Origin of the sequence: Lewinella sp. IMCC34191 (genome assembly GCF_003390935.1) — a bacterium.
In the GTDB taxonomy this organism is placed as follows: Bacteria; Bacteroidota; Bacteroidia; order Chitinophagales; family Saprospiraceae; genus Neolewinella.
In genome coordinates, this window is record NZ_QNQZ01000007.1 from 44,944 (window position 1) to 71,001 (window position 26,058).

Consider the following 26,058-nt stretch of genomic DNA (forward strand, 5'->3'; position numbering starts at 1 on the left):
ATGGCACAGTTTATTGACTACTACCAAACCCTCGGCGTAGATAAATCCGCCGACGAGAAGCAACTGAAGAAGGCCTTCCGCAAACTGGCCCGGAAGTACCATCCGGACGTGGCACCAGACGATGCGGAGGCCGAACAAAAATTTAAGGCCGTCAACGAGGCATATGCCGTGCTCAGTGATCCGGAAAAGCGGGCGAAGTACGATAAGTACGGTAAGGACTGGGAGCACGCCGAAGCCTTTGAGGAAGCCCGTCGGCAGCAAGGTGCCGGCGGCGGGGGCAACTTCGGCGGGTACGGCGGAGGCGGCAATCCCTTCGGTGGACAGTATACCTATTCCGGCGGAGGCGAGGGAGCGGATTTCTCCGATTTCTTCCGCGATATGTTCGGCGGCGCGGGAGCGGGAAGCAGCTTCGGCGGCCAAAGCGGCCGTGCCTTTCGCGGCCGCGATATCGAGGCGGAATTACGGGTCCCAATGGAAGACGTTCTTCAGGACAATAAGCAGGTACTGACCGTCAACGGAAAGCAGCTACGCGTAACCATTCCCGCGGGCGTGGAAGACGGCCAAACACTACGCCTGCGCGGGCAAGGCAGTCCGGGAGCGGGTGGCGGGCCCGCCGGTGACCTTTACATTACCTTCCGGGTGGCCACGCCCGACGACTATCAACGCGAGGGAGCGGACCTGTACAAGACCGTCCCCGTAGATTTATACACCATGCTGCTGGGGGGTAAGATTACGGTCGATACCCCGACTGGCGCGGTTAACCTGCCGGTAGCGCAGAACACACCCAACGGCAAACGGGTAAGATTGAAGGGTAAGGGCTTGCCCGTTTATAAACAGTCCACCTCCGGAGATCTATACCTCGATCTTACGGTGCAGCTGCCCGAAAAGCTGTCCGCGGAGGAGAAGAAAACCCTTGAGCAGCTGGCCGGCCGCTAGTCAAATCGATAGACATGAATTCCGGAGTAGCCTACATCACCATCCAACAGTTCTGCAGCTTTCACCAGTGTGAAACGATCGTGATCGAAGAATTTCTGGATCACGGCATTTTCGAAGTGCAGCAGCAGAAGGAAATCATCCTGATCCCCGAAACGCAGGTTCCCCGTATTGAGCGGGCCCTACGCCTTCGTAATCAGCTCGGGGTCAATTCCGCCGGCATCGATATCATTCTACGGCTGATCGACCGCATCGAGCTGGATCGCCGGGGTGCGGTCGAGGACTGGGAAGATTACGAATAAATCAGCTAAAGAAGCCTACCCGCCAGGGCTTATACCGCGTGGGGATAAGCGTGATGTGTGGGCCGTTCAATTCGGGACGTAGAAACAACAGCCCGAAGTGGTACAGATCCACCGAAGCCGTCACCGCGGGTAGCTTCTGCAAATCTTCCCAGGCCGTTTCCATTTCTTCGGACCAGTGGATATCCGCTACGACGATCACGCTGTCCGTAGTCAGCCGGGGCAGTAAAGCATTTACGTAATCGAGCGTCGGCTGCCGCTGGTGATTACCATCCAAAAACAAGAGGGTTCGTTCGCTGGCGAGGTCGCCGTGCGCCCCAAGCCAATCCCCGAACCGGTCGTTGAACAGACAGAGGCTGGAGGATACCTGTGCTTTGGCAAAAGTGGTGCGGGCCAGCTCGGCGACTTCCGGATTTCCTTCGACCGTAAGCAGGGGAGTACGCGTGTCGGCCAGGTGCAGGTAAAGGGTGGATATTCCCGCGTTCGTACCAAACTCGATGATCCGGGCGGGCCGAACCCATAAACACAAACGAAACAGAAAGCGGCCCGACGTATTACCGATCGCGTTGCTGCTTACAAGACTGGCCGCGCTTCGGGTAGTGGAGGTCGTAGTGCGGCTCGGGGCGCCTAGTTCCATTAGCCTGATTGACTGCTTTTGTCCTGACCAGTACTTGCGGATGCGATCGATAAGTCCGAATGCATAGAACGTCCTTCTATCCCGGTAGACTTCCCGGACGAACGCGCTGAGAAAGGGGGAGTGTACGTCGTAGCGCGTACCGGCCCGGCCATACCAGCGCAGGGCGGACAGCAGACGGAAAAGCCAGTACCGGAGACGAGCGGCCATGGGGTGCAATGATAGCGCAATTTGGCCTGGATAAGTCGTCGCACCCTTTCCTTTCGGGAACTCCCCACCCCCGTAATCCGTTGGAAGTGTAAATATCTAATCATGTCAAGAGGCTTCGTCAAGGAATCAGATCAGGAAACCCTACCCATCATACCGGCCCGTCCCCCGCTTCCCGTGGGCGCTACCAATTACGTTACGCCGGCCGGGTTGGAAGCTTTGCAGGCCGAACGCCGTACCCTGGAGGCCGATAAGGCTAATCTACCCGGCGACAATGAGGACGAGCGCCGCCGTGCCGCCACCGTCATCGACGGGAAACTGAACCTGCTGAATCAGCGCATCACCAGTGCCCGGGTGCTCGTGCCGGAAGACCAGCCGCAGGACGAAATCCGTTTCGGTGCCCGGGTGAAGCTGCGCCAGCAACCGGGAAACCGCACCCAGGAATTTCAGATCGTTGGAGTTGACGAAGCCAACGTGAAGGAGAAGAAAATCAGCTTCACCGCCCCCATAGCGGAAGCCATCACGGGCTTGCGCGTCGGGGAACGGGCCGATTTCCGCCTGGGAAATGAGTTGCGGAAGCTCGAGATCCTGGCGATCACCTATTGATCTAACTCATTCTTCAACGTCCAGGGCGTGCAGGGTGTCCTTCAGTTTGCGCATACGACTCCGCCAGAAGCGAAACTGAACGAAGAGGGTTATGGCGGTAAAGGCCAGGATTGCCCCGGCCACCCAAAACCGGCTCCATTGCCAGAGGTCGGGTACGTTAGATAGCAGGAAGCCGAAAAGGATCAGGAGGGTCAGGGTACGCAGGATGATGGATACGCGGCTGTAGCTTCGAATGGCCCCGATCTGCCTGCTGATTGCCTCGCGTACCGGTTCTGCCCCGATCGGACGCGCCGCCAAGCGGTAGCCTGCAACGGCATGGGCGATCAGAAGTAGCAGACCCAAAGCTAGGGCGACGGTCCAGCCGATAGGTCGTTGATCGCCGTCCAGGCCGGTGTAGAATACGGCCAGGAAGATAATCCAACAGGCTCCCTCGAACACAAGCTGGCGGCGTAATCCATCCAGGGCCGGGTGGGACCACCGGACCTGCAGTTGATCGGGAGGAAGCTGGGCGGTGGCGTCGGTGTTGATTTGTTGCCAAGTATGCTTGGCCGATTCCAGGTTCATGATGATGGATTTAGAATGGATTTGAGTTTGGTTCTGGCGCGATGCAGCTTCACGCCTGCGTTGTTGGCGGTGATGCCGAGTACCTCTCCGATCTCTTTCAGCGACAGGTCTTCGAGGTACAGCGCGAGTAGCGCCCGGTCCGAACGGGGTAATTGACGAATAGCGGTAAAGAGCCGCTCCAGAGCGGGATCTTCGTTATTTGGGGCCGGGGGCTCCGGTAGGGTGGTCGGGTAAAAGAGCCGAAGGGTCCTCCGCCGGAACCGGCCCAATGCGGTATTCAGGGCAACCCGGTACAGCCAGGTAGAGAAAGCGCTATCGCCGCGGTAAGACGGGTAGGCCTTCCACAACTGGTAGGTGATTTCCTGTTGCAGGTCCAGCCGGTCTTCGGTGCGGTCGGCATAGATCCGGCTCACCTTCACGAGGATGCCCCGGTGTTGCCGTAAATGGTGCAGGAAGGTTGCTTCGCTTTGCATAACGACGGGTAAGTTGCCGAAAGCGGGATAATCTTACATTTGGAATGGAATTTCTTCGGTAGTGGCTCCTCCTGCAGTGAATCAGCTTTATACCTGCGCTCCGCCGCCCATCTTTCGTAAGCCCCTAAGCCAAATTATTTATGCGCTTCCTTCTCCTGTTAGTATGCCTGTCCGTATTCGCCTGTGAAAACGACCCGCCGGAAACTGAGCGGGAGGTGGACACGCAGGCGGCAACCGCCTTTGATGAGCTACTAACCACTTATCATGAGGGGCGGCTGCAACTGAGCCCCGTCGAGGCAACTATGCTGGGCGATGACCGCTACAACGACCGGCTGCCGAATAACCTGACCGAGCAGTACAAGGCCGAAAGCCGCGGCTTCTACCAGGATTACCTCAACCGGCTGAATGGTATCGACCGGTCCGTGCTAGGCGAAACCCAGCAGGTGAGCTACGATGTGCTGGAGTGGGAGCTGAACATCGCGCTACAGGGCGCGGACTTCACCACCGAGTTGTTGCCCCTGGATCAATTTACCGGTCCCCACCTAATGATCGGCCAGCTGGCCAGCGGGCAAGGCGCCCAACCCTTCAACACCGTCGAGGACTACGACAACTGGTTGGCGCGGGCCGAGGACTTTGCCGTGCTGATGGACACCGCCCGACTAAATATGGAACGGGGCGCCGCCAAGGGGTACCTGCTACCCCGCGCCCTGGCCCTGAAGCTCCTGCCCCAGCTGGAATCCATGGCGGCCGAGCCGGTAGAAGAGCACCTGTTCTACGGGCCGGCAACTATGATCCCGGACTCCTTTCCCACGGAGGAGCGCGAACGGCTACAGGGAGCTTTCCGGGGCATGGTGGGGCAGCGCATGATCCCGCTATTCACCGATCTGGCGAGCTACGTCCGCGACGCGTACATCCCCCAGGCCCGCGAAACCAGTGGCATCGACGCCATACCGAACGGCGAGGCCTACTACAATCACTTGATTAAGCTTTACACCACGACTGATATGACGGCCGACGAGATCCATCAATTGGGGCTGAGCGAAGTAGCACGCATCCGCGAGGAAATGGAGGGCGTAAAGGAACAGGTCGGCTTCGACGGGGACCTGCAGGCCTTCTTCGACTACGTTCGCACCAACGCCGACCTCATGCCCTTCGACCAGCCGGAGGAGGTGATTGCCAACTTCGAAGCCATCCACGAGCGGATGCAACCGCAGCTCGAGCGGCTCTTCAACAAGACACCGAAGACTGAATTCGAGGTTCGGCGCACGGAGTCCTTCCGGGAGGCGAGTGCCTCGGCGGAGTACAACCCCGGCAGCCAGGATGGATCGCGCCCGGGGATCTTCTACGTGCCGATCCCTAGCGTGGAGGAATACAACGTCTTCAGCGACGAGGATCTCTTCCTGCACGAGGCCATTCCCGGTCACCACTACCAGTTCAGCCTGCAGCAGGAGAACGAGGAGCTGCCCGCCTTCCGGCGTAATCTTTGGTACAGTGCCTACGGCGAAGGCTGGGCGCTGTATTCGGAAAGCCTGGGCAAGGAACTTGGACTTTACGAAGATCCCTTCCAGTACTTCGGCATGTTGAGTGCGGAGATGCACCGTGCCATCCGGCTAGTAGTCGATACCGGAATCCATAGTAAGGGCTGGAGTCGGGAACAGGCCATCCAGTACAGCCTGGAGAACGAGGCCGAGGGAGAGGCCAGCATCATCGCCGAGATCGAGCGATACATGGCGATGCCGGCCCAGGCGCTGAGCTATAAAGTCGGGCAACTCAAGATCCGCGAACTCCGGGCTCGTGCCGAGGAGGCACTGGGTAATGGCTTCGACATCAAGGCATTCCACGACTTGGTACTGGAGGGCGGCTGCGTGCCGCTGGCGGTGCTGGAGCGGAAGGTGGATGCGTGGATCGCGGCGGCTTAAATCAGCGTTTCCCGGCTTGGAGGGCGCTCAATCTGAGATTTGGCAAGGGCCGGCATGCTCCAAGGTCGAGATGATACCCGGTGGTATTGCCCCGCTAATTCAACTTGACCGGCTCCCCAAAGCCCAGTTCACCCAACCGGGGCAGCTGCGTTTCAGCGTCACCCACGATAAGCCAGATCATCCGCTCGGGCTGTAGGTAGGTGGAGGCGAGTTCACTGATCCGCTCGCGGGTCATACCGCGGACCACCGCTTCCCGCTCGGCCAAATAATCGACATCCCAACCGTAGGTGCTGAGGTTCTCGAGAATGCCAAGCTTGGCCCCCGCCGTTTCGAAAGCCCGGGCGTTGGACCGTGTAAGGAAGCTTTGCGTGGTTTCCAGGTCCTGCTCGCTGAAGGTGTCGGGGTAGCCATCCAGGATGGCCTTAATGGCCTCGGTGGCTTCGAGCGTTACGTTGCTGCGTACCCCGGTTCCGATCTGGAAGGTTCCGTTGTCCGTCGAACCGGTAAAGCCCGAACGAATGCCGTACGTGTACCCCTTGCCTTCCCGCAGATCCTGCGTGAGCCGGGAAGCGAAGCCGCCGCCGCCAAGGATGTAGTTCATTACGGTGGCGGGGTAGTAGTCGTCGTCCGTTGCCGCCAGGGCTGGGTTACCGATCAGCAGGACGGATTGCTTGGCGCCCGGTACGTCGTAGAAGTATACGCGTGCCGTATCGACGGAGGGAACGGCCGGCCAGTCGGTGGGCGGGACTTCCCGGGCTCCCCACCGATCCGTGAGGTCTTTCAGGGCGGCAATGGCCTCGGTCTCGTCGAGCGCACCTACCAGGTGAAAGTTGCTGACGTTGGGGGAAAGGAAGCGTTCGTAGTAGGTTTTCAAATCCGCCATGGTGATCTCCGATACGGAAGCCTCGGTACCCCGAATATTGCGGCTGCGAATGTCATTTTCCGCGTACAGCAGCTGATCCCACTGGTTTGCAGCGATTGCGTTGGGCTCGGCCTTGTCCTGCTCCAGGCGACTGAGCGTTTCCAGGCGGACGAGCTCCATCTCGTCGGTATCCCAACGCGGCTCGAGTAGTATTTCCGTGAGCAGGTCGATGGTGGCGGGATAATTGCGGGCCAGGGTCGTACCGGAAACGGTAAGTGATTTGGTGCCCGCCCGAACGTTGATGCTGGCCCCGAGTAGTTCGATAGCATTCTCGAGCTCCGCCGGAGTCTTCGTTTTCGTTCCGCGCGTCATCATCTCTGCCAGGAAGTAAGCGACGCCTGGCTTATCCAGCGAATCACGGAGCTGACCGCCTTCTATGACCAGGGTAAAGTTGACGAGCGGTACCTCGTCGTTTTCCACGCCGTAGACGGTAAGCCCGTTGGCCAGTTCCTGCTGATAGATTTCCGGGGTGGTGATGGGTAGTTCCTCGCCGAATTCGGGCTCCTCCGACCGGTCGAAGGTGGATGGGGTAGGGGTGTACTGCGCCGATTCGGATGGGTCGACTTCCTCCTCCGCACCGGTCTCGATCTTCTCTTCCACGACTTCGGCGCGGGTACTCTCGGATAGCATTAATTCCGACTGCCCGAGCGGAACGAAGCTGGTAGCCACGTAGGGTTTTCCCTGGATGTACGTTTCGTAAACCCGGCGTACGTCATCCGCGGTCACGTCCAGGATGTTTTGAATATCGTCTTCCACGAATCCTGGGTCGCCGGCGAAGATGTTGTACTGCGCCAGTTGAAAGCCCTTGCCCAATACGCTCGATAGCCCGGCGTAGAAGCGCGTTTCCTGTCCGGCCTTGATGCGCTGGAGGTCCGCGGCGGGTATACCATTCTCCTCGAAGCGGGCGAAGGCCTCCCGTACCGCGGCCCATACCGAATCCAGCGGGGTGTCGGCGAAGGCGCGCACCTGCAGGCGGGCATCACCGGCCAATTCGGAGTTGTAGCCGTAAAAGCCGACGTCCGGTGCCAGCTTTTTCTCTTCCACGATCACCTCATTAAGCGGTGCTTCCTTACCATCCGAGAGGTACTGCAACAATACGTCCAGCGCGTAGGCATCCGGCGTATACTGAGGAACGGTAGGCCACACCATGGTAAGTTGCGGCAGCCGGGCGAAGTTGTCTTCGTGGAAGAGCCGCACGCTTTCCGCCAGTTCGGCGGGTTGCGCGGGCAGCGGCTCGATGGGCTCCCCGGCGGGTATCTCCGCGAAGTATTTCTCCACGAGGCTACGCGCCCGGGCGGGCTCGAAGTTACCGCTGACCACCAGGGTCACGTTGTTGGGGACATACCAGCGCCGGAAAAATTCTTTGACGTCGGCCAGCGTGGCGTTTTGCAAGTCCTCCAGAGAGCCGATCACCTGCCAACTGTAGGGATGGCCGGCGGGGTAGAGGTTCTTGTCGATGACGTAGTTGTTGTGCCCGTAGGGCCGGTTGTCCACGCCCTGGCGCTTCTCGTTTTTGACGACCTGCTTTTCCTTCGCGAGGACGGGCTCCGTCACCGTATTGATGAACCACCCCAGCTTATCCGCTTCGGCCCAGATCATCTTCTCCAGGGCGTCACTCGGAACCGTCTGGAAGTAGTTCGTTCGGTCGCGGCTCGTTGAACCGTTCGCTCCGCTACCACCGATGCGGGCGCTCATTTTGTCCAGTCCGCCCTTTCCCAGGTTTTCCGACTCGAGAAAGAGTAGGTGCTCGAAGAGGTGGGCGAAGCCGGTACGTCCCTCCTTCTCCCGGGCCGAGCCGACGTGAGCGGTGAGCGCCACGGCAACCACCGGGTCGGAGGTATCTACGTGCAGCACTACCTCCAGGCCATTGTCCAGACTAAATTTCGTGAAAGGAACGGAGAAGCTGGTACTGTCAACCGCCTGCCCCGTACACGGCAGGGTGAGGAGAACGACGGCCAGGAGGGAAAGGAAGCATTTCATTTGGTAGGCTTTTGGGTATCGTAAAGCTACCGCATAGTTTCCTCGTCGGCCGGGGGAACGATGACGGCCGGCAGATCCAGTTCGCGGTATGTTGCATTGTAGTCGGCTACTTCTCCGTCGATGATACGGTCCAGGACCTGCCGATAATTCTGCCAGTCGCTTTGCAGTTCTTCCATGCGCTGCTTTGCTCCTTCGGTGACTACCGGCACCGGTCCGTCGACCCGGCTTTTCAGATCCATGAACTCGGCGTTGAGGCGGTTCGGGAAGTTGACGACGTCCTGGAAGGTCTTCTGATCGGGTTGGATCAGGTTTTCTTCCCATTCCGTGATGCGCTCAATGATGTCTTTGCCTTTCGCTACCAGGTCGTCCGTGCCGGACATATCGGCGACATTTTCGTTGAGTGCCTTCACCTGCATACGGACCCGGCGTAGTCGGTTGACGGCGCGGTGAATGTCCCGCGCACCTTCCTCGGCTCCTTCCAGGATCGCTTCCTGGTCGGCGTAGGCCTGTGGACCGGCATCCAGACTGGGATCGGCCTTGACCTCTACCGTGGCGGTGACCGTATCCTCCGGGCTCGCCAAACGGAGGGTGTACGTGCCGGGAGCCACGAGCCCTCCCCGGTAGTCACCGAGTACGAAGATGCCCTCCACCGGAGGGAGGGTTTCGCGGCGTAGGTCCCAGTTGAAGCGGTTCAGTCCTTCTTCGGTAGGCAGGGCCGTGGGGGCGGGCGGGCCGCCGGGCCAGCTTTTTCCCTTCTTCGGTTGACTGCTGTACCGGCGGATGACATCCCCCGCGGCATTGACTACCTCCAGCGTGAGTTCGGTGGTATCCATTTCGGTGGGGAGATAGTAATCGAAGGTCACGCCGGCGGCGGCATTTTCTCCCTCGCCGGCCTCCATTCCGCCACCGGAGCTGAGGGTGTAGCGGTAGGTGGGCTTGGGGTCGAAGATGCTGAGATTATCGGGCAACTCGCTACCCGTTTGCTGGAGAGCACCCAGATCATCCAGAATCCAGAAGGCCCGGCCGGAGGTGGCCACGATGAGATCGTTGTCGGCAATGGTCAGGTCCAGGATAGGAACGTCCGGCAAGTTGAATCGCGGCTTTTCCCAACTACCGCCACCGTCGAAGGATAGGTATAGCCCGCGTTCGGTGCCGGCGTAGAGTAGATCGGGGCGTTCGGGGTCTTCGCGGATAACCCGGACGAATTCGTTCGGACCGAAGTCATCACCGATGCTTTCCCAGCTGGCGCCGTAGTCAGTCGTCCGGTAGGCCTCGGGGGTGAAGTCATCGAATTTATAATTGGTCACCGCCAGGTAGGCGGTCCCAGGGTTGGAGGGAGAAACCTCGATGGCGTTGACCAGCTTTTCCCCCATGCCCTTGGGCGTGATTTCTGTCCAGTCGCCTCCGTCGTCGCGGGTGAGCCACACGCGGCCGTCGTCCGTACCTACCCACAGCTGGCCGGCCTGGTGGGGGCTGGCGACCATATAGGTGATGGTGCCGTAGATCTCGCCACCCGCGCCTTCGTTGGTGAAGGGGGCACCCCCGTCGACGAGCTTGGAGGTGTCGTTGCGGGTCAGGTCGGGGCTGATCTCTTGCCAGCTGCGACCCATATCGGTGCTCTTCAGCACTTTGTTGCCGCCGTGGTAGAAGACGCTGCGGTCCTGGGGGGAAGTGACGATGGGTGCGTTCCAGTTGAAGCGGTACTTCATCTCGGAGGGTGAGGCAGCCAGACCCGCTACGGGGGTGGCCATCACGTCGACCTCGGTGCCCGTTTTTGAATCGTAAACGGAGATGTTACCCTGATAACTGCCACCCATCACGTAGCGCGGATCTTCGGGGTCGAAGGCCAGGAAGGCGCTTTCCCCGCCGGCCGTGGGATGCCAGTCGGAGGTGCCGATACCACCGACGCGGGTCCGGCTGACGATGTCGACCGTACTGTTGTCCTGCTGCCCGCCGTAGATGCGGTAGGGGACTTGCTCGTCCGTGGTCACCCGGTAGAACTGGGCGGTGGGTTGGTTATCCTGGCTGCTCCAGCTCTTCCCGCCGTTGAAGGTGATGGCCGCGCCGCCGTCGTTACCCAGGATCATATTATCGGGGTTTTCCGGGTTGATCCAGAGGTCGTGTTGGTCGCCGTGATTGACCGAGATCGTGGAGAAGCTGGCGCCTCCATCGATGGAGTGCAGCACCGGGGCGTTGAGCACGTATACCTCATTGGGATTTACCGGATCGGCGAAGATCTCGATGTAGTACCAGGCGCGGGCCACGGTGACGCGGTCGCTGTTGACCTGCCGCCAGTTCTTTCCGCCGTCGTCGCTGCGGTAGACGCCTCCTTTATCGCCTTCCGCCTCGATGTTGGCGTAAACACGGTTCGGCATGGCCGGACTGACGGACACCGCCACTTTCCCCAGTGTGTCGGGTAGCCCTTCCGTGAGTTGTTCCCAGCTGTCGCCGCCATCTATGGATTTATAGATGCCGCTGCCCGGTCCGCCGCTCCGTACTTGCCACGGGTAGCGACGGTGGTCCCACATGCCAACGTAGAGAATACGCGGATTGCTGGGGTCCATACTGAGGTCGGCCGCGCCGGTGGTGGCGTCCACATAGAACACTTGTTCCCAGTTTTGCCCGCCGTCCGTGCTTCGGTAGATGCCCCTGACTTCGCTATCCCCGTGTACGGCACCCTGAACGGCTACGAGCACGTGGTCCGGGTCCTTGGGGTGCACGACGATCTCCGAGATGTGGCGGCTATCTTCCAGGCCGATGTGTTGCCAGGTATCCCCGCCGTCGAGCGATTTATACACACCATCACCCGGGGAGGTCATGACCCCGCGTACCGCATGCTCGCCGGTGCCGGCGTAGATGACATTCGGGTCGCTGGCTGCTACTACGAGTGCCCCGATGGAACCGGTATTCAGTTGCCCGTCGGAGATGTTGCGCCAGCTCTGGCCTGCGTCGTCGCTGCGGAAGATGCCCCCGCCCACGCCGCCGAAATAGTAGCGCAGCGGCTGCCCGGGAACACCTGTCACGGCATTAGTCCGGCCGCCGCGGAAGGGGCCGATGTTGCGAAATTCCAGTGCCTTGAAGCGTTCACTGCGGGTTGTATCGGTGGCACCCTGTCCGACAAGCGGCAGGTAGCTGACCAAAGCAAGCAACAATATAATGAGGGTCGCGCGGGATTTCATTGTCGGAATTTGCAGGTAATATAAGCCGTGCAATTTGGCGGCGGAGCGCAGGTAGAAACAGCTTACCGATTGTCGGCCTTAATAAATGCATTCAATCCCCGGTACTCCAGCTTTCCGTTCACCGCCTTGAGGTAGTCGTGAATCTGGACGGCCTTTTTCGCCCGGCTATCCGGCCGCTTCAGCTTGTCGATTTGGTATAGTAGGTTTCGCTGGTTGCCGGGAGTCAGCGTATGGAAAACTTCCCGAGCCTCCGGATCCAGCTCCCATAGCTCGGCGACCTCGGGGGGCAGGGGCATACCGTAATCGCTGTCGTCAGGCCGGACTTCCAGTTTGACCATATCCCCGATCTCCAGCCCGCACTTTTGGCACAGTTGCTTATTGACGGTCATGAAGTAGTCGCCCTTCCCATCGGGCATCAGGCCGGCGTGTATTTCCACGGTGTCGTTGATCCGGCAGATCACGCGGTTGGCGTTGTGCGGTCGGGCCAGAAGGTCTGCAATCTCCTGGGTCGGGATCAGGAAAACGGTGGAGTAGACACCGGCGTACTGCGTTCCATCTTCGGCGCGGGTGAGGGGTAGGGTAAGGGTCGGCATGTTTGCTAAGCTAGCGGTCGGACGGGAAATAGTTGGACGGATAGCGGTTGGGCCGGTAGCCTGCGGAAGTTTACATTGAGTTAAGATGGCGTCGGAGCCTCGTCGGTGCTAAATGACCAAGAGACGACTACGCGGAGCACCTAATCGATAACTTTGCCGCACATGAAGCGCGATTTCAACAAATACATCAACCACCTGGAGGAAGAGGAGCTCCGGGAAGAGTTACAGCGGCTGTACGCCCGGTTCCCGGTGCTGAAGGAGTATTACCAGATGGAATTGACTGACCCCCAAAAGGTGGTCGACAAGTACAAAACCGCGCTACGCAAAGCTTTCTTTCCGGCCCGGGGGCGGGGCAAGCGGGGACGATCGCTATCGCGGAAGCTGATCAAAAAATTCGCGGCGGTATCCATCTTTCCGAAGGACCTGGTAGAACTTCACCTTTACCGGGCGGAGCTAATGGCCGAGTACATTGCCGCCCGCCGGATCGATAGTGAGGCCTACCACGCGAGCACCGTAAAGGCCTTCGCCGATGCGGCCGCCATGGCCGAAAAAGAGGTGCTGCTGGATACGTTTGCTGACGGCGCGAGACAACTAACGGAGCTGTTCGAAGGGCAGCGTCGCCATCGCCACTACAGTTTTTACCCTACTTATCGTCGGTATTGGGAAAACTGAGCGTGACCTGTTCCTCCTGGTAGGCGCCGGGAGTGCTGCCAAAGTGCTCCCCGAAGATGCGCGTGAAGTAGCTGACGCTATTGAAGCCGCAACGTAAGGCGATCTCCCGGATGCTGCGCTGGGGGTCGAGGAGTAGGCTGGCGGCGAGCTTTAATCGCTCGCTGTTGATGAATTCTACGGGAGAGCAATCCAGTTCGTTCCGGAAGGCGCGGTAGAATCCCGATTCGCTCATACAGGCGATGCGGCTGAGCTGCGCGACGGTTAGTTTCTCGTCCAGGTGGTTGCGTACGTAAGTAATGACCGCATCCAGGGGGCTGCGAGTGGCCCGGTCGCCGGCCGAGCGCAGGTGATATTGCCTGGACTCCGACTGCATGATGCGAATTAGCAATTCCCGCAGGTGCATGTGCACGAATAGATCTTTGGAAGGGTGCCCCTCGGCGCAGAGGAATACCAGCCGCTGGAGCAATTGCGTGATGGCGGGTTGCTGCGTAAAGTGAAAATTATAATCGCTGGCCGACCACTCCGAACCGTCGGCCCGGGGGCGTCGCTCGTTCATCAGGCGCAGCACGCTGGCGACCTCGTTTTCGTCGATGGCCAGAGCCAGGCATTTGGTGGGCTGACGTTCGGTGGCGTCGGGAAAATCGATGACCATCCGCTCGTTGGCGGGCAGCAGGATGGATTCGCCCGGCAGAAAGGCGAAGCCCGGTTCTTCGCGGAGGTGCATGATCTTCCGACCCCGGATCATGCTGGCCAGTACCGGTTGATCAAACTGCAGGTCAACCGCGTCGGCCGACTCGTGGGTTTCGAAGAGGTTTAGCTCCAGCGATTCCATACTATAGGTCGTCCGGTTTTCCACCAGGGTCTGCAGAGAGGTGCTACGTAATTCGTCGATTTGAAGCATACGGTAACAATACAGAATATAGGGGCTAGTTGATCAAGATAGACCCTATATAATTATGGCATTGTCGCGATTAGTGGAAGGATTATAGCATTCTGCAAGTGGAATGCAGGATTGTGCAAGTTTTGGTAAGAGGTATAGGGTACTTTGGATATTACAACAGCACGAGACGATTGGACAGGATTCTACCTGCGCTCCGCCGCCCAATTCCACCTGTGCCTTGCTACGCTTTTAACTATTAACCAAACAAACGATCATGAGCACCACCGCCACTACCACCGCCGAAACACTACAGAAGCCCAAATTCAAAGACCAGTACGAGAATTTCATCGGAGGAGAATGGGTTGCCCCTACCAATGGCGAGTACTTCGATAACGTATCGCCGGTCGACGGAAATTCCTTTACCCGCATCCCGCGCTCCACCAAGGAAGACGTCGATAAGGCCGTGAAGGCCGCCTGGAAGGCCGCCGAATCCTGGAACAACACTTCCGCTACCGAGCGCAGCAATATCCTGCTGAAGATCGCCAACGTGATGGAGGAAAACCTGGAGGTACTGGCCCGCGCCGAAACCTGGGACAACGGTAAGGCGATCCGCGAAACCCGCGCCGCCGATATGCCGCTGGCCATCGACCACTTTCGCTACTTCGCCGGCGTCATCCGCGCCGAGGAGGGTGGCGTAGCCGAGCTGAACAGCGATACCGTGTCCATGAATATCTGGGAGCCGCTGGGCGTGGTCGGACAGATCATCCCCTGGAACTTCCCCATCCTGATGGCCGCCTGGAAACTGGCCCCCGCCCTGGCCGCCGGTAATTGCGTGGTGCTCAAGCCCGCCGAGCAGACACCCGTCGGCATCCTCATCCTCATGGAGATGATCCAGGACCTGCTGCCCGCCGGTGTGCTTAATATCATTAATGGATTCGGCGTAGAAGCCGGTAAGCCGCTGGCCAGCCACCCGGACATCAACAAGATCGCCTTCACCGGGGAAACCACCACCGGGCAGTTGATCATGCAGTATGCATCGAAGAACATCATTCCCGTCACCCTGGAGCTGGGCGGTAAGAGTCCCAACGTCTTCATGGAGAGCGTGATGGAAGCCGACGACGACTTCTTCGACAAGTGCCTTGAAGGTGCCGCCATGTTCGCCCTCAACCAGGGTGAGGTGTGCACTTGCCCGAGCCGCCTGCTGGTGCAGGAGTCGATCTACGACCAATTCATCGAGCGCTTCATCGAGCGCGTGGAAGCCATCAAGATGGGCAACCCCCTCGACCCCGAAACCATGATGGGCGCCCAGGCCAGTAACGACCAGTACGAGAAGATCCTGAAATACATTAAGATCGGTAAGGAAGAGGGCTGCGATGTTCTGACCGGTGGCGGTGCCGCCCACGTAGATAGCCTCTCCGGCGGATTCTACATCAAGCCGACGGTGCTCAAGGGGAATAATAAGATGCGCGTCTTCCAGGAGGAGATCTTCGGCCCTGTACTCTGCGTAACGACCTTCAAGGACGAAGCCGAGGCCATCGAGATCGCCAACGATACCCTCTACGGACTGGGTGCCGGCGTCTGGACCCGCGACATGCACGAAGCCTATCGCCTGCCCCGCGCCATCAAGGCCGGTCGCGTCTGGGTGAACTGCTACCACGATTACCCCGCCCACGCGCCCTTCGGTGGGTACAAAAAGTCGGGTATCGGCCGCGAGAATCATAAGATGATGCTCGACCACTACCGCCAGACCAAGAACATGCTCATCAACTACAACAAGGCAAAGTTGGGCTTCTTCTAGGCCGGTGGCTATCCCACTAACCCAAAACCATCATGGCCGGCCGGTACCCACCGGTCGGCCATTTTTAAAAGATATCCCCATGCCCCAAGTAGACATCACTGATCGCGCCCGCGACGTCATCGATCAATTAAAGGAAAAACACGGCCCCCTCATGTTCCACCAGAGCGGTGGCTGCTGCGACGGTTCCTCGCCCATGTGCTTCCCCGACGGGGAGTTGATGGTCGACGAGGATAATGACGTCCTGCTAGGTGAGGTGCACGGCTGTAAGTTTTACATGTCCAAATTTCAGTACGAATACTGGAAGCATACCCACCTTACCCTGGACGTCACCGAGGGTAGGGGGGCTAGTTTCTCGGCGGAGATTCCGCTGGGGCTGCGGTTTGTTATTGATTCCCGGTTGATGACGGAGGCGGACGGGTGACAATTGGTGAATTGGTGAGGGACTGAATTAGTGAGTTGGAGGACATTGCCCCTCGCTGTGCTCGGGTGCGGGCGGGGGATTTGGCCGGACACTCAAAGGTGCGAGCACACTTTGAGGTCCTGTGCTTCTCCCTCACGACAGCCTGAGGACCTCGGAGTGTCGCCTGGCGGTAGCCGGCGACCTGCGAGTGTCCGGAACCCGTTGACCATTTGCCGCTAGTGAGCTTCTCGTTGCTTGCCGGACCCTCAAAGGTGCCAGCACGCTTTGAGGTCCTATGCTTATTCCCAGCTTGACGGCCACAGGACCTCGGAGCGTCGCCTGGCGGTAGCCGGCGACCTGCAAGTGTCCGGCCTGCGTTAACCATTCACCGCTTGCAGGTTTCTCATTGTCTGCCGGACCCTCAAAGGTGCCAGCACGCTTTGAGGTCCTGTGCTTATCCCCAAACCGACGGCCACAGGACCTCGGAGCGTCGCCTGGCGGTAGCCGGCAACCTGCGAGTGTGCGGCCTGCGTTAACCATTCACCGCTTGCAGGTTTCTCATTGTCTGCCGGACCCTCAAAGGTGCCAGCACGCTTTGAGGTCCTGTGCTTCTAGCTGTACCTACGGCCGCAGGACCTCGGAGTGTCGCCTGGCGGTAGCCGGCGACCTGCGAGTTTGCGGAATCGGCATAGGTCCTGTGCGCTGTCCTGCGGGGAAATTCACTAATTCAGTCCTTCACGAATTCACCCATTGACCATCTGAACCTCTACCCGCGAGCCCCGCACCCACGCGTGCCATTCCGGGCCGTAGGTCATGCCGAGGTATTCGGCGGAGAGGCGGAAAGGCTCGTAGAAACCGGGATTGACGGTTTGCTCGGCGGAGCAGGAGAGGACCCCCATTTGTTTACCGCGGAGACGACGGCCGATGTCCTTGTGGAAGGTGAGCAGGTCGGTGAGGCGGTCGAAGAAGTCCTTCAGGAGGCCGCTCATGCTGTACCAGTAGACGGGACTGGCGAAGACGATGCGGTCGTAGATGACCAGGCGTTTGGCCATGGCGATAAAGTCGTCGCCTTCCGGGTAGTTGTTTTCGTAGTCGTAGGGGGCAATCCGGTAGTCCAGCAGGTCGACCAGTTTACCGCCGATGTCGGATTCCAGCTGTTGGGCGGCTTTGGCGGTGTTGCCTTCGCCACGGGCACTGCCCAATATGATCAGGGTCTTGGCCATCAGTTTGGGGTTTGGGCGGCTACGGCTAGGGCCACCTTGGCGGTTTCATCGCCGGGCAGGTCGAGGGGTTCGGCATCCAGGCCGTCCTCGAAGCTTAGCGAATCGGCCAAGGTCTCTTCCATGATGTAATCCCGGTGGGTGGATACGGCTTCGCGTACGGGGGCGGATGCGGCGATTTGCAGGTCGATGCGGTCGGTGACGTCCAGGCCGGAGTCCTTGCGGAGGTTTTGGATGCGGCTCACCAGTTCGCGGGCAAGGCCTTCCCGTTCGAGTTCCGGGGTGACGTTGACGTCCAGGGCTACGGTGAGTTCGCCGTCGGTAGCGACTTTCCAGCCGGGAATATCTTCCGTGAGGATATCTACTTCGGCGGAGGTGATCTCGACCGCTTCGCCGTTCAGGTCGAGGGGATAGGTGCCCTGGCTTTCCAGTTGTCCGATCGCTTCTTCCGTCATTTGACTGATAGCGGCGGCGGCGGCTTTCATCTGCTTCCCGAGACGTTTACCGAGTACCTTAAAGTTGGGCTTGATCGTCTTCTTCAGGAAGCCATCGTCGGTGAGGAATTCGACCTCTTTGATGTTGGTTTCCGACTGGATGATGTGCGCAACGTCCGCTACCCGGCGGCGGAACTCGTCGCTGAGCGCCGGGACCAGGATCTTCTGCAGGGGCTGACGCACCCGCAGCTTTTCCCGCTTGCGCAGGCTCAGCACCAGCGAAGAGATGCGCTGGGCGTAGGCCATACGCTGCTCCAGGTCTTCGTCGATCGTCGCTTCGTCGGCGGCAGCCAGGTAGGTCAGGTGAACACTCTCGATGTCGCCGGCGGGGGCGAGATTGCGGTACAGCCAGTCGGCAAAGAAGGGGGCTACGGGCGACATCAATTGCGACACCCGCGTCAGGCAGGTAAACAGCGTCTGGTAAGCAGCCCGCTTATCCGTGGTCATCTCTCCGCGCCAGAAACGGCGGCGGCTCTGGCGAACGTACCAGTTGCTGAGTTCGTCGTTGACGAAGCTCTCGATCGCCCGGCAGGCGGGGGTGGCGTCGTATTCCGCAAAGTGACGGGTGACCGCTACGGTAAGGCTGTTTAGCCGGCTGAGTACCCAACGATCGATTTCCGCGAGGTCTTCCACGGCCACGGGCTCATCACCGACGGGATTATAGTCGTCGATGTTGGCGTAGAGGGCGAAGAAGCCGTAGGTATTGTATAGGGTGCCGAAGAAGCGACGCTGCACTTCCTTGACTCCGTCCAGGTCGAACTTGAGGTTGTCCCACGGATCGCTGTTGCTGATCATGTACCAGCGGGTGGCGTCGGCGCCGTAGGTGTCGATGGTCAGGAAGGGATCGACGGCATTGCCCAGCCGCTTGGACATCTTCTTGCCCTCCTTGTCCAGTACCAGGCCGTTGGATACGACATTCTTGTAAGCCACCGAGTCGAAGACCATGGTGGCGATAGCATGGAGCGTATAGAACCAACCCCGGGTCTGATCGACGCCCTCGGCGATGAAGTCGGCGGGGTAGGAGCGCTCAAACAGCTCCTTGTTCTCGAAGGGGTAATGAAACTGGGCGTACGGCATGCTGCCCGAGTCGAACCAGACATCGATCAGATCGAGTTCCCGGCGGAGTTCCTTGCCGTTCTTCCACAGCACGACTTCGTCGATGTAGGGGCGGTGGATATCCTCGGGCACGGATTGATCCAGGCCAAGCTTTTCATTGGCCAAGCTGACTTGCTCTTCCAATTCCGCCAGGGAACCGATAAAGACCTCTTCTTCCCCTTCTTCGCTGCGCCAGATCGGCAGGGGGATGCCCCAGTAGCGGCTCCGGCTGAGGTTCCAGTCCTGGAGGTTCTCCAGCCACTTGCCGAAGCGGCCTTCCCCGGTGCTGGCGGGCTGCCAGTTGATGGTCCGGTTCAGTTCCTGCATCCGCTCCTTAACGGCACTGGACTTGATGAACCAGCTATCGAGGGGATAGTACAGTACGGGCTTATCGGTGCGCCAGCAGTGGGGGTAGCTGTGATTGTACTTGGCCACATTGAAGGCCTGGCCCCGTTTTTTAAGGTGAACGGCGATGTCGATGTTGACGTCTACGTAATCTTCCTCGTCTTTATAGTTCTTCACGTAGCGACCGGCAAAGGGACCGGCGTCCTCCGTAAACCGACCGGTCTTGTCGACCAGGGTGAGCGACCCGATACCGTTGGCCTTACCAACCATCATATCGTCCGCACCGAAGCTGGGCGCGGTGTGTACGATGCCGGTACCCGCGTCGGTCGTGACGAAGTCGCCCGGGATAACGCGGAAGGCATCTCCATCCTGCGGGGTAGCGCCCGGAAGCAATTGCTCGTAGCGCAATCCGACGAGTTCGGAACCCTTAAACGTCTCACTTTTCTCCAGCACTTTAGGCTGGTTATTCCCGCCAAACCACTTGTCGATCAGGGCCTCGGCCAGGATGACGTCGACCTTATCCTCCGTATAGGGATTGATCGTGGTGACCCGCACGTAGTCGATATTCGGACCTACGGTGAGGGCGGTGTTGCTGGGTAGGGTCCAGGGGGTGGTGGTCCAGGCTATTAGGTAAAGGGGGTAGGGGGTTAAGGAATTAAGGGGTAAAGGGCGCGCGTTGGAGTTTTCACCCTTTTCCCCTTTTCCCCTTTCCCCCTTTCCCCCTTGAACCGGAAACATGGCGACGACCGTCGTATCCGTCACATCCTGGTACGCGCCGGGCATGTTGAGCTCGTGGGAGCTGAGTCCCGTACCCGCGGCGGGGCTGTAAGGTTGGATGGTGTAGCCTTTATAGATGAGACCCTTGTCGTAGATCTGCTTGAGCAGCCACCACACCGACTCCATATACTCCCGCTCGTAGGTGATGTAGGGGTTATCGAGATCGACCCAGTAGCCCATCTTGCGGGTGATATCGTCCCAGCGGTCTTTGAAGCGCATGACCGTCTCCCGGCAGGCTTTATTGTAGTCGTCTACGCTGATCTTGTCGCCGATGTCTTCCTTGGTGATGCCCAGTTCGGATTCGACCTTGAGCTCGATGGGCAGACCATGCGTATCCCACCCACCTTTGCGTTCTACCCGCTTGCCCTGGAGGGTCTGGAAGCGGCAGAACATATCCTTGATCGTGCGGGCCATCACGTGGTGGATCCCCGGCTGACCATTTGCGCTGGGCGGTCCCTCGTAGAAAACGAAAGGTTGATCTTTGGGACGCTCGACTATGCTGCGCCGAAAGATGTCATTCTCCTCCCAGAAAGCGAGAATTTCCTTGTCGATGGCCGGCAGATCCAGGTTCTTGAATTCCTTATACATACGGTAGTGGGGGAGATTGGGGGTGCAAAAATAAAAAGCTCCGAGCGGGTGGGTCCGTCGGAGCTTTCGGTCGGTTTGTTACAACGGCCAGCCTACGGACACGGAGTACCGCTAATAATTATGGCGCGAATAATGGACCGATTTCTCATAGGACAAAGATAACGCTTTCCCCTTTATGCGGGTTGCGGACGTGCTAAAGCGGGCGCTGCAGTAAGAAAATGGGAACGTAGAAAAAAAATGTTGCCGGTTTCCTTGGGAGTATTTAAATTTATTTTACCTTAACGGGGCGTTAAAGCGGTAGATAATCCTGCTGCCCTACGCAAGAATTAGTTTTCATTTGGTTTTTTGGGGTTATTGGGAGGCAACTTGTTGCCTCTTTTTTTATGCCCGTATGGTTCAAGCAGCGGTATCCGCTGAATCAAGATTCACCTTCGCCTGAGCAATGGCAATCTCCCCGTAGTCGTAGCTGCCATTGAAATGATCGTAGACCTCTTTCTTACTACGCTCTTCATCTGTGGTCAGTAGGGCAACCAGCGGATCCAGGCGCTCCGGAGTTAATAGTTGATCAGCCAGGACCTTCCCTTCGGCGACGAAGCGAGCTAAATGCCCATGGATGGTTCCCACCGCGAGCCCGCGTGCTTCGGCTATTTCACGGGCACTTTTGCCCTGACGGTGGGCCTCCAGGGTCAACGCATAGGTGTCCGCTTTCGGTGGCCGTGCCGGCTGCTGAGCGTAGCTATTGCGAATCAGCTCTTCGGTGTGCTCACTCACGAAGGCATCGACAATTGCCAGAATTTCCTCCCCGTACTGATCGAAGGATCGCGGACCGAAACCGGGCACCGCCAGAAGGCCTCTTCGGTCGGAAGGCAGGATCTCGGTAATAGCCAACAGTACTTTATTGTGTAAAATGCGGTAAGCCGGTATGCCCTCCGTTTCGGCAAGGTCGTTGCGCCACTTGGCCAGTTGAAGGTACAACTGCGGATGCTCGACATGCCCGGCAGGGGGGCTTGCTTGTCGGGATGACCGCTTTGGTTCCTTTTTAAAGTCCAGAATGGCATCCGTACGGGCTCGCAGGTATTGGTCCGGGGTAAAACCTTCCGCCAGCGACTCGAAACAGCGAAGCTTGACGGCCATGTCAAGTCCGCACTCCTTCATTCGCTCGGTTACGGCATCGTATACCTTTCGGTTGTCGGACATGAATGAGGACTGCCCCAGGTTGGCATACAATTCTTTGATGGCGGGTACCATATAGTCCCCGGCCTTCTTGAGGCGGTCACCCAGCTCGTCGCTCTCGCTGGGTAAGTGAGCCGCCTGCTCGTAGGTCTTTAGCTGTAATTGAAAACTCCGGCCGATCTGTCCGATTTTTTCTTCCAGGCGCTTCCGGATATCGCGTACTTCCCCTAGCGCTTCCCCCTGAATGGCTTTCTCGTGCTCGAAGAGGCTACGCTCGAGTTGAGCCAGCTTCCGGTCTGTACCGGAGAATTCGAAAAGCTCGCGGAGGCAGTTGTACTGGTAGCGCCGGCGGTCGGCCATGAGGTCTTCCGCGGTTGGCGCCTGTTGCTCCGCCTGGCTAGAGTAATTACTGACCACCCGATCCGTTTTGACACTGCCGCCACCGATCCGGCTGCGCAGCACGATGCCCTCGAAGGTTTTGCACCGGCTAAGCGCAACGTAAACCTGCCCGTGAGCGAAGGCCGCCGCCGCATCGATGATTACGCGCTCGAAGGTCAGTCCCTGGCTCTTGTGAATGGTGATGGCCCAGGCCAATCGCAGGGGGTGCTGGGTGTAGGTGCCGATTACGGAATCGGTTACCTCCTTACTTTTAGCGTTGAGCTCATACTTCCTGTTTTCCCAAACAACGGGGGTGACCGAGATAGAATCCTCTCCCGGACTAGCGACCGTAATTCGATCCCCCTCGATGGCCGTAATCCGGCCGATTTTACCATTGTAGTAGGTGCGGCCGACACTGTCGTTCTTATTGAACATTACCTGCGCTCCGACGCGAAATAGCTGCTTCGGATCATTGGGGTACATGGAAGCGGGAAACTGCCCTTCGATTTCCGCTTCGAATTGATGCACCGGCGTGGAAAGGGTCCCCAGCTGCCGATCGTTGATGGTGTTGGCCGTGCGGTTGTGGGAAGTGAGCGTAATGTATTCTTCTTCCGGTCCCGGCTCGAATTCAGGACCCCGGTAGCGGGTGTTCAACAACGAGAGAGTAGCCTCGTCCATCCGATCATGCCGGACCCGATTCAGTAAGTCAATGAAATCGCCGTCCGACTGTCGGTAGATGTGCTTCAGCTGAATGGTGATCACGCCCGCCCGCCCCAATTCCCGGCTACCGAAGAAGTAGGGGGTCTCGTAGTGGTGTCTCATTTCCGTCCATTCATTATCGCGGACTACGGGGGGGAGCTGGTGAAGGTCGCCGATCATCAGCAACTGTACCCCACCAAAGGGTCGTTTATCCGCCCGGTACTTGGACAGGACCGCGCTCAGGGCATCCAGTACGTCGGCGCGAACCATACTGATCTCGTCGATAACCAGCAGGTCGAGCCCCCGCAGGACATCCGCCTTTTCCCGCCCCAGGCGATGCTTGCGTAACTCGGCCTGCAGGCGATCGGGGGTGAGCACGCCGAAGGGAAGTTGAAACTGGCTGTGTATCGTTACCCCTTTCGCATTGATCGCGGCTACCCCCGTGGGAGCTACGACTACCTTCCGCTTCAGGACGGCGTCCCGGATCTTATGCAGGAAAGTCGTTTTGCCGGTTCCTGCTTTACCGGTCAGGAAGATGTGCCGGTCGGTCTGACTGATGTAACGATGGGCGAGCTCCAGTTCGGGATTGGTGGACATGATTTCGTTGTTGTGAACCGCAAGTAAGGGCGACGGAGCGCAGGTAATACGCATTTAAACGTATATATTCGATTATACTCGTTTATAAACGGTTAGGTTGGGGTGCGGGGTGTTGTGGGTACTGGGTACTGGGTACTGGGTACTGGGTACTGGGTACTGGGTGTGGGTTAGGTGATGGTGTTGGGCTTGTATTGAATGGGGAAATTGACGGAGGCGGCCAGGAAGCATTTCTTTCCGGCGGCTTGGTGGAGGGCGTTGGCCTGGTCGATCTGGGCGGGATCGGAAATTTTGACCTGGGGGCACAGGGTAATACCGGTGAATCTGCCGGAACCCTCCTTCAATTCTACCATGGTTCCTTCCGCCCGGTCGGTGTAGTCCAGGACCACGATGTCGTTTACGGCTGCGAGGTGCAGGTACCAGAGCATGTGGCAGGAGGAAAGGCTGGAGACGAACAGTTCTTCCGGATTGTACTTCTGGCGGTCACCGCGGAACTGGGGATCGCTGGAAGCCTGGATGGGATGTTGCTTTTCGGGAACTTCGATACGGTGATCGCGGGTATAGGCCCGGTAATCGAGGGTTCCGCTGCCGCGGTTGCCGGTCCAGGTGACGGTGGTAGCGTAGTGATGTGTTCTTTCCATCCTTTAAAATCGGGAAGTCGGTTCGAACCACCAAACCATCCCGCCACATCCCTGTATCTTGCCGCTCACCTTTTCGCCAACGCACCCTATGATCGAAGGTACCGTCATTAAATCAACCGGCAGCTGGTATAACGTACTGCTGGATGAGCTGACCCCCGAGGGGGACCGGGAGCTGCGGTGCCGCGTGGCCGGCAAGTTCCGACTGGACGACATGAATTTGACCAACCCCATTGCCGTTGGCGACCGCGTTACCGTAGAGGTGGACACCAACAACGATGCCGAGACCGGCGCCATACGGGGCATCGCCGACCGCAGGAATTACGTCGTTCGCCAAAGTCCGCGCCGGAAACACGACCTCCACCTTATCGCGAGCAATGTCGATCAGGCCATCCTGATTACGACGATTGTCGATCCAAGCGTCAAACTCGGATTTATCGATCGCTTTCTGTTGATGACCGAGCCCTTTAGTATTCCGACTACCATCGTGGTCAACAAGGCTGACCTCTACGGAGAGGAGGAGATGGAAACCTACGGGGTGATCCGCGACATTTACGCCGACATCGGTTATCGCGTCCTACTGGTGAGTGCGACCACCGGAACGGGTATCGCCGAACTGCGGGACCTGATGACCGACAAGCGGAGCCTCCTCAGCGGACAGAGCGGGGTAGGGAAGTCCACCCTGGTCAACGCCGTCGAACCCGGGATGGAACTGCGGACCGGCGAACTGAGCGACTACACCGGTAAGGGACAGCATACCACCACCTTCGCCGAATTGTACCAACTGAGCTTCGGAGGGGAACTGATCGATACGCCCGGCATCAAAACCCTCGGTTTTAACTACCTGAAGCCGCAGGACGTGGCGCATAATTTTCGGGAGATATTCGCCCTCAGCGAGGATTGCCGCTTTGGTGGCTCGTGCCTGCACCGCAATGAGCCCGGCTGCGCGGTCAAGGAATCGGTAGAGGAAGGGGACGACCGGGTTACGGATCTGCGCTACTACTCTTACCTGCAGATTCTGGAGGAGGTGGAAAGCCAGAATTACTGGGAACGCAGGAAGGTCTGATGAAGAAGTGGGTGTTGAAAGCCGTGGTTCAGAAGGCCATCTCGTATCTGCCCTACAAGGAGCGGATCAATTTCTTTTTCCAAAAGTACGTGACCAAAGGCGTCGAACTGGACGACGAGCACTTTGGCTACAAGCTGGAAGCCGCCCGGGATCACCTACGGTTCTACAATAAATACGCTACAGTGCCGATGGCGGAAGCCACGGCCCTGGAATTGGGGACCGGTTGGTATCCCATCGTGCCCACCCTGCTTTACCTGGCGGGATTCGACCGTGTCGTATCGGTAGATATTCGGAGCTGGATGACGGTTGACCGTCAACTCATAGCGCTGCGGAGAATCCTGGCGTACCACGCCGACGGGCGGCTTGCCCGTTTCGTGCCGGATATCCGCCCCGACCGGTTAGCGAACCTCCAACGACTGAGTGTCGATCCGCCCGCTGATATTGCCGCTTTCAATGCCGCCATCCACCTGGATGCCCGCATTATGGACGCCCGTCAACTGGCTTTCGATGATGACACTTTCGATCTTATCTGCTCCAACAATACCTTCGAGCACGTCTATCCGGACGTACTGCGCGGCATCCTTCTGGAATTTAAACGGGTATGGAAATCCGGAGGCGTGATGAGTCACTTCGTCGACCTGTCCGACCACTTCGCTCACATGGACGACCGCATCACCATCTATAACTTTTTGCGCTTCAGCGCGAAGGAATGGGCCCGGATCGATAACGACATCCAACCCCAGAACCGACTGCGGTGGCCGGATTACGTGCATATGTATCGGGATGTGGGTCTACCGATTCGCGAAGAGGAAGTCCGGACCGGAGACCAAACCGCGCTGAGTCGGGTTCCGGTGCATCCCGAGTTTGCGCATTTATCTCCGGAGGCATTGGCCATTAGCCACGGATACCTGATCAGCTGAGCGTTTTGGTAC

Annotated in this window: 20 protein-coding genes; 9 read left to right on the top strand and 11 right to left on the bottom strand. The window is 58.6% G+C overall.

The genetic code is table 11. From position 1 onward, the window contains the following. Together DRW39_RS14010 and DRW39_RS14015 are read left to right on the top strand one after the other, a co-directional pair. Entirely contained in the window at nt 1-936 is a 936-nt protein-coding gene (locus DRW39_RS14010; RefSeq protein WP_116107686.1) for a DnaJ C-terminal domain-containing protein, read from the top strand. A gap of 14 nt (nt 937-950) precedes the next feature. Further along, nucleotides 951-1,235 (top strand): chaperone modulator CbpM, encoded by a 285-nt coding sequence (locus DRW39_RS14015; protein ID WP_116107687.1) that lies wholly within the window; start codon nt 951-953, stop codon nt 1,233-1,235. A 1-nt stretch (nt 1,236) separates the two neighbouring features. Here DRW39_RS14015 and DRW39_RS14020 read toward each other — a convergent pair whose 3' ends face one another. Next, entirely contained in the window at nt 1,237-2,076 is an 840-nt protein-coding gene (locus tag DRW39_RS14020) for an O-methyltransferase (RefSeq protein WP_116107688.1), read from the bottom strand. Between the two features lie 102 nt (nt 2,077-2,178). Between DRW39_RS14020 and DRW39_RS14025 the strand changes: the two genes are divergently transcribed. Continuing rightward, a complete protein-coding gene (locus DRW39_RS14025; protein WP_116107689.1) occupies nt 2,179-2,679 on the top strand; it encodes a GreA/GreB family elongation factor in 501 nt (166 codons plus the stop codon). A 6-nt stretch (nt 2,680-2,685) separates the two neighbouring features. On the opposite strand, the gene DRW39_RS14030 is transcribed toward DRW39_RS14025, so the two are convergent. Beyond that, the gene (locus DRW39_RS14030) at nt 2,686-3,243 is read right to left on the bottom strand and encodes a hypothetical protein (RefSeq protein WP_116107690.1); all 558 of its coding nucleotides are present in this window, start codon (nt 3,241-3,243) and stop codon (nt 2,686-2,688) included. Further along, complete coding sequence (locus DRW39_RS14035) at nt 3,240-3,716, bottom strand: RNA polymerase sigma factor (protein WP_116107691.1); 477 nt, start codon at nt 3,714-3,716, stop codon at nt 3,240-3,242. Before DRW39_RS14035 ends, DRW39_RS14030 begins: the two co-directional genes overlap by 4 nt. A 140-nt stretch (nt 3,717-3,856) precedes the next feature. Here DRW39_RS14035 and DRW39_RS14040 point away from each other — a divergent pair, with 140 nt between their 5' ends. Continuing rightward, nucleotides 3,857-5,635, top strand: coding sequence for a DUF885 domain-containing protein (locus tag DRW39_RS14040; protein WP_116107692.1), 1,779 nt, complete (start codon nt 3,857-3,859; stop codon nt 5,633-5,635). Between the two features lie 94 nt (nt 5,636-5,729). Here DRW39_RS14040 and DRW39_RS14045 read toward each other — a convergent pair whose 3' ends face one another. The 3 genes from DRW39_RS14045 to DRW39_RS14055 form a co-directional block, all read right to left on the bottom strand. Then, nucleotides 5,730-8,537 (bottom strand): M16 family metallopeptidase, encoded by a 2,808-nt coding sequence (locus DRW39_RS14045; protein WP_116107693.1) that lies wholly within the window; start codon nt 8,535-8,537, stop codon nt 5,730-5,732. A gap of 26 nt (nt 8,538-8,563) precedes the next feature. After that, nucleotides 8,564-11,716, bottom strand: coding sequence for a WD40/YVTN/BNR-like repeat-containing protein (locus tag DRW39_RS14050; RefSeq protein ID WP_116107694.1), 3,153 nt, complete (start codon nt 11,714-11,716; stop codon nt 8,564-8,566). Nucleotides 11,717-11,778: 62 nt separating this feature from the next. Continuing rightward, nucleotides 11,779-12,309, bottom strand: coding sequence for a YdeI/OmpD-associated family protein (locus DRW39_RS14055; RefSeq protein ID WP_116107695.1), 531 nt, complete (start codon nt 12,307-12,309; stop codon nt 11,779-11,781). Between the two features lie 162 nt (nt 12,310-12,471). Between DRW39_RS14055 and DRW39_RS14060 the strand changes: the two genes are divergently transcribed. Further along, nucleotides 12,472-12,981 (top strand): DUF6155 family protein, encoded by a 510-nt coding sequence (locus DRW39_RS14060; RefSeq protein ID WP_116107696.1) that lies wholly within the window; start codon nt 12,472-12,474, stop codon nt 12,979-12,981. On the opposite strand, the gene DRW39_RS14065 is transcribed toward DRW39_RS14060, so the two are convergent. Beyond that, nucleotides 12,953-13,882 carry an AraC family transcriptional regulator gene (locus DRW39_RS14065; protein ID WP_116107697.1) on the bottom strand — a complete coding sequence of 310 codons (930 nt, stop codon included), beginning with the start codon at nt 13,880-13,882 and terminating at the stop codon, nt 12,953-12,955. The two genes, DRW39_RS14060 and DRW39_RS14065, sit on opposite strands and share 29 nt — an antisense overlap. A 253-nt stretch (nt 13,883-14,135) precedes the next feature. On the opposite strand from DRW39_RS14065, the gene DRW39_RS14070 reads away from it, so the two are divergent. Beyond that, a complete protein-coding gene (locus DRW39_RS14070) occupies nt 14,136-15,659 on the top strand; it encodes an aldehyde dehydrogenase family protein (RefSeq protein ID WP_116107698.1) in 1,524 nt (507 codons plus the stop codon). Between the two features lie 79 nt (nt 15,660-15,738). Beyond that, the gene (locus DRW39_RS14075; RefSeq protein WP_116107699.1) at nt 15,739-16,080 is read left to right on the top strand and encodes a DUF779 domain-containing protein; all 342 of its coding nucleotides are present in this window, start codon (nt 15,739-15,741) and stop codon (nt 16,078-16,080) included. 722 nt (nt 16,081-16,802) lie between these two features. Here DRW39_RS14075 and DRW39_RS14080 read toward each other — a convergent pair. The 4 genes from DRW39_RS14080 to DRW39_RS14095 form a co-directional block, all read right to left on the bottom strand. After that, complete coding sequence (locus DRW39_RS14080) at nt 16,803-17,282, bottom strand: flavodoxin family protein (protein ID WP_116107700.1); 480 nt, start codon at nt 17,280-17,282, stop codon at nt 16,803-16,805. Then, nucleotides 17,282-20,578: an isoleucine--tRNA ligase gene (gene ileS, locus DRW39_RS14085; protein ID WP_116107701.1), complete on the bottom strand. Its 3,297-nt coding sequence runs from the start codon at nt 20,576-20,578 to the stop codon at nt 17,282-17,284. Before ileS ends, DRW39_RS14080 begins: the two co-directional genes overlap by 1 nt. A gap of 396 nt (nt 20,579-20,974) precedes the next feature. After that, nucleotides 20,975-23,479 carry an HRDC domain-containing protein gene (locus DRW39_RS14090; protein ID WP_116107702.1) on the bottom strand — a complete coding sequence of 835 codons (2,505 nt, stop codon included), beginning with the start codon at nt 23,477-23,479 and terminating at the stop codon, nt 20,975-20,977. Nucleotides 23,480-23,592: 113 nt separating this feature from the next. Then, nucleotides 23,593-24,063, bottom strand: coding sequence for an OsmC family protein (locus DRW39_RS14095; RefSeq protein WP_116107703.1), 471 nt, complete (start codon nt 24,061-24,063; stop codon nt 23,593-23,595). An 88-nt stretch (nt 24,064-24,151) separates the two neighbouring features. Here DRW39_RS14095 and rsgA point away from each other — a divergent pair, with 88 nt between their 5' ends. Both rsgA and DRW39_RS14105 read left to right on the top strand, forming a co-directional pair. Beyond that, nucleotides 24,152-25,126 (top strand): ribosome small subunit-dependent GTPase A, encoded by a 975-nt coding sequence (gene rsgA / locus DRW39_RS14100; RefSeq protein ID WP_198664894.1) that lies wholly within the window; start codon nt 24,152-24,154, stop codon nt 25,124-25,126. Further along, nucleotides 25,126-26,046, top strand: a complete 921-nt coding sequence (locus tag DRW39_RS14105) for a class I SAM-dependent methyltransferase (protein WP_116107704.1) — start codon at nt 25,126-25,128, stop codon at nt 26,044-26,046. Before rsgA ends, DRW39_RS14105 begins: the two co-directional genes overlap by 1 nt. The last annotated feature ends 12 nt before the right edge of the window (nt 26,047-26,058 follow it).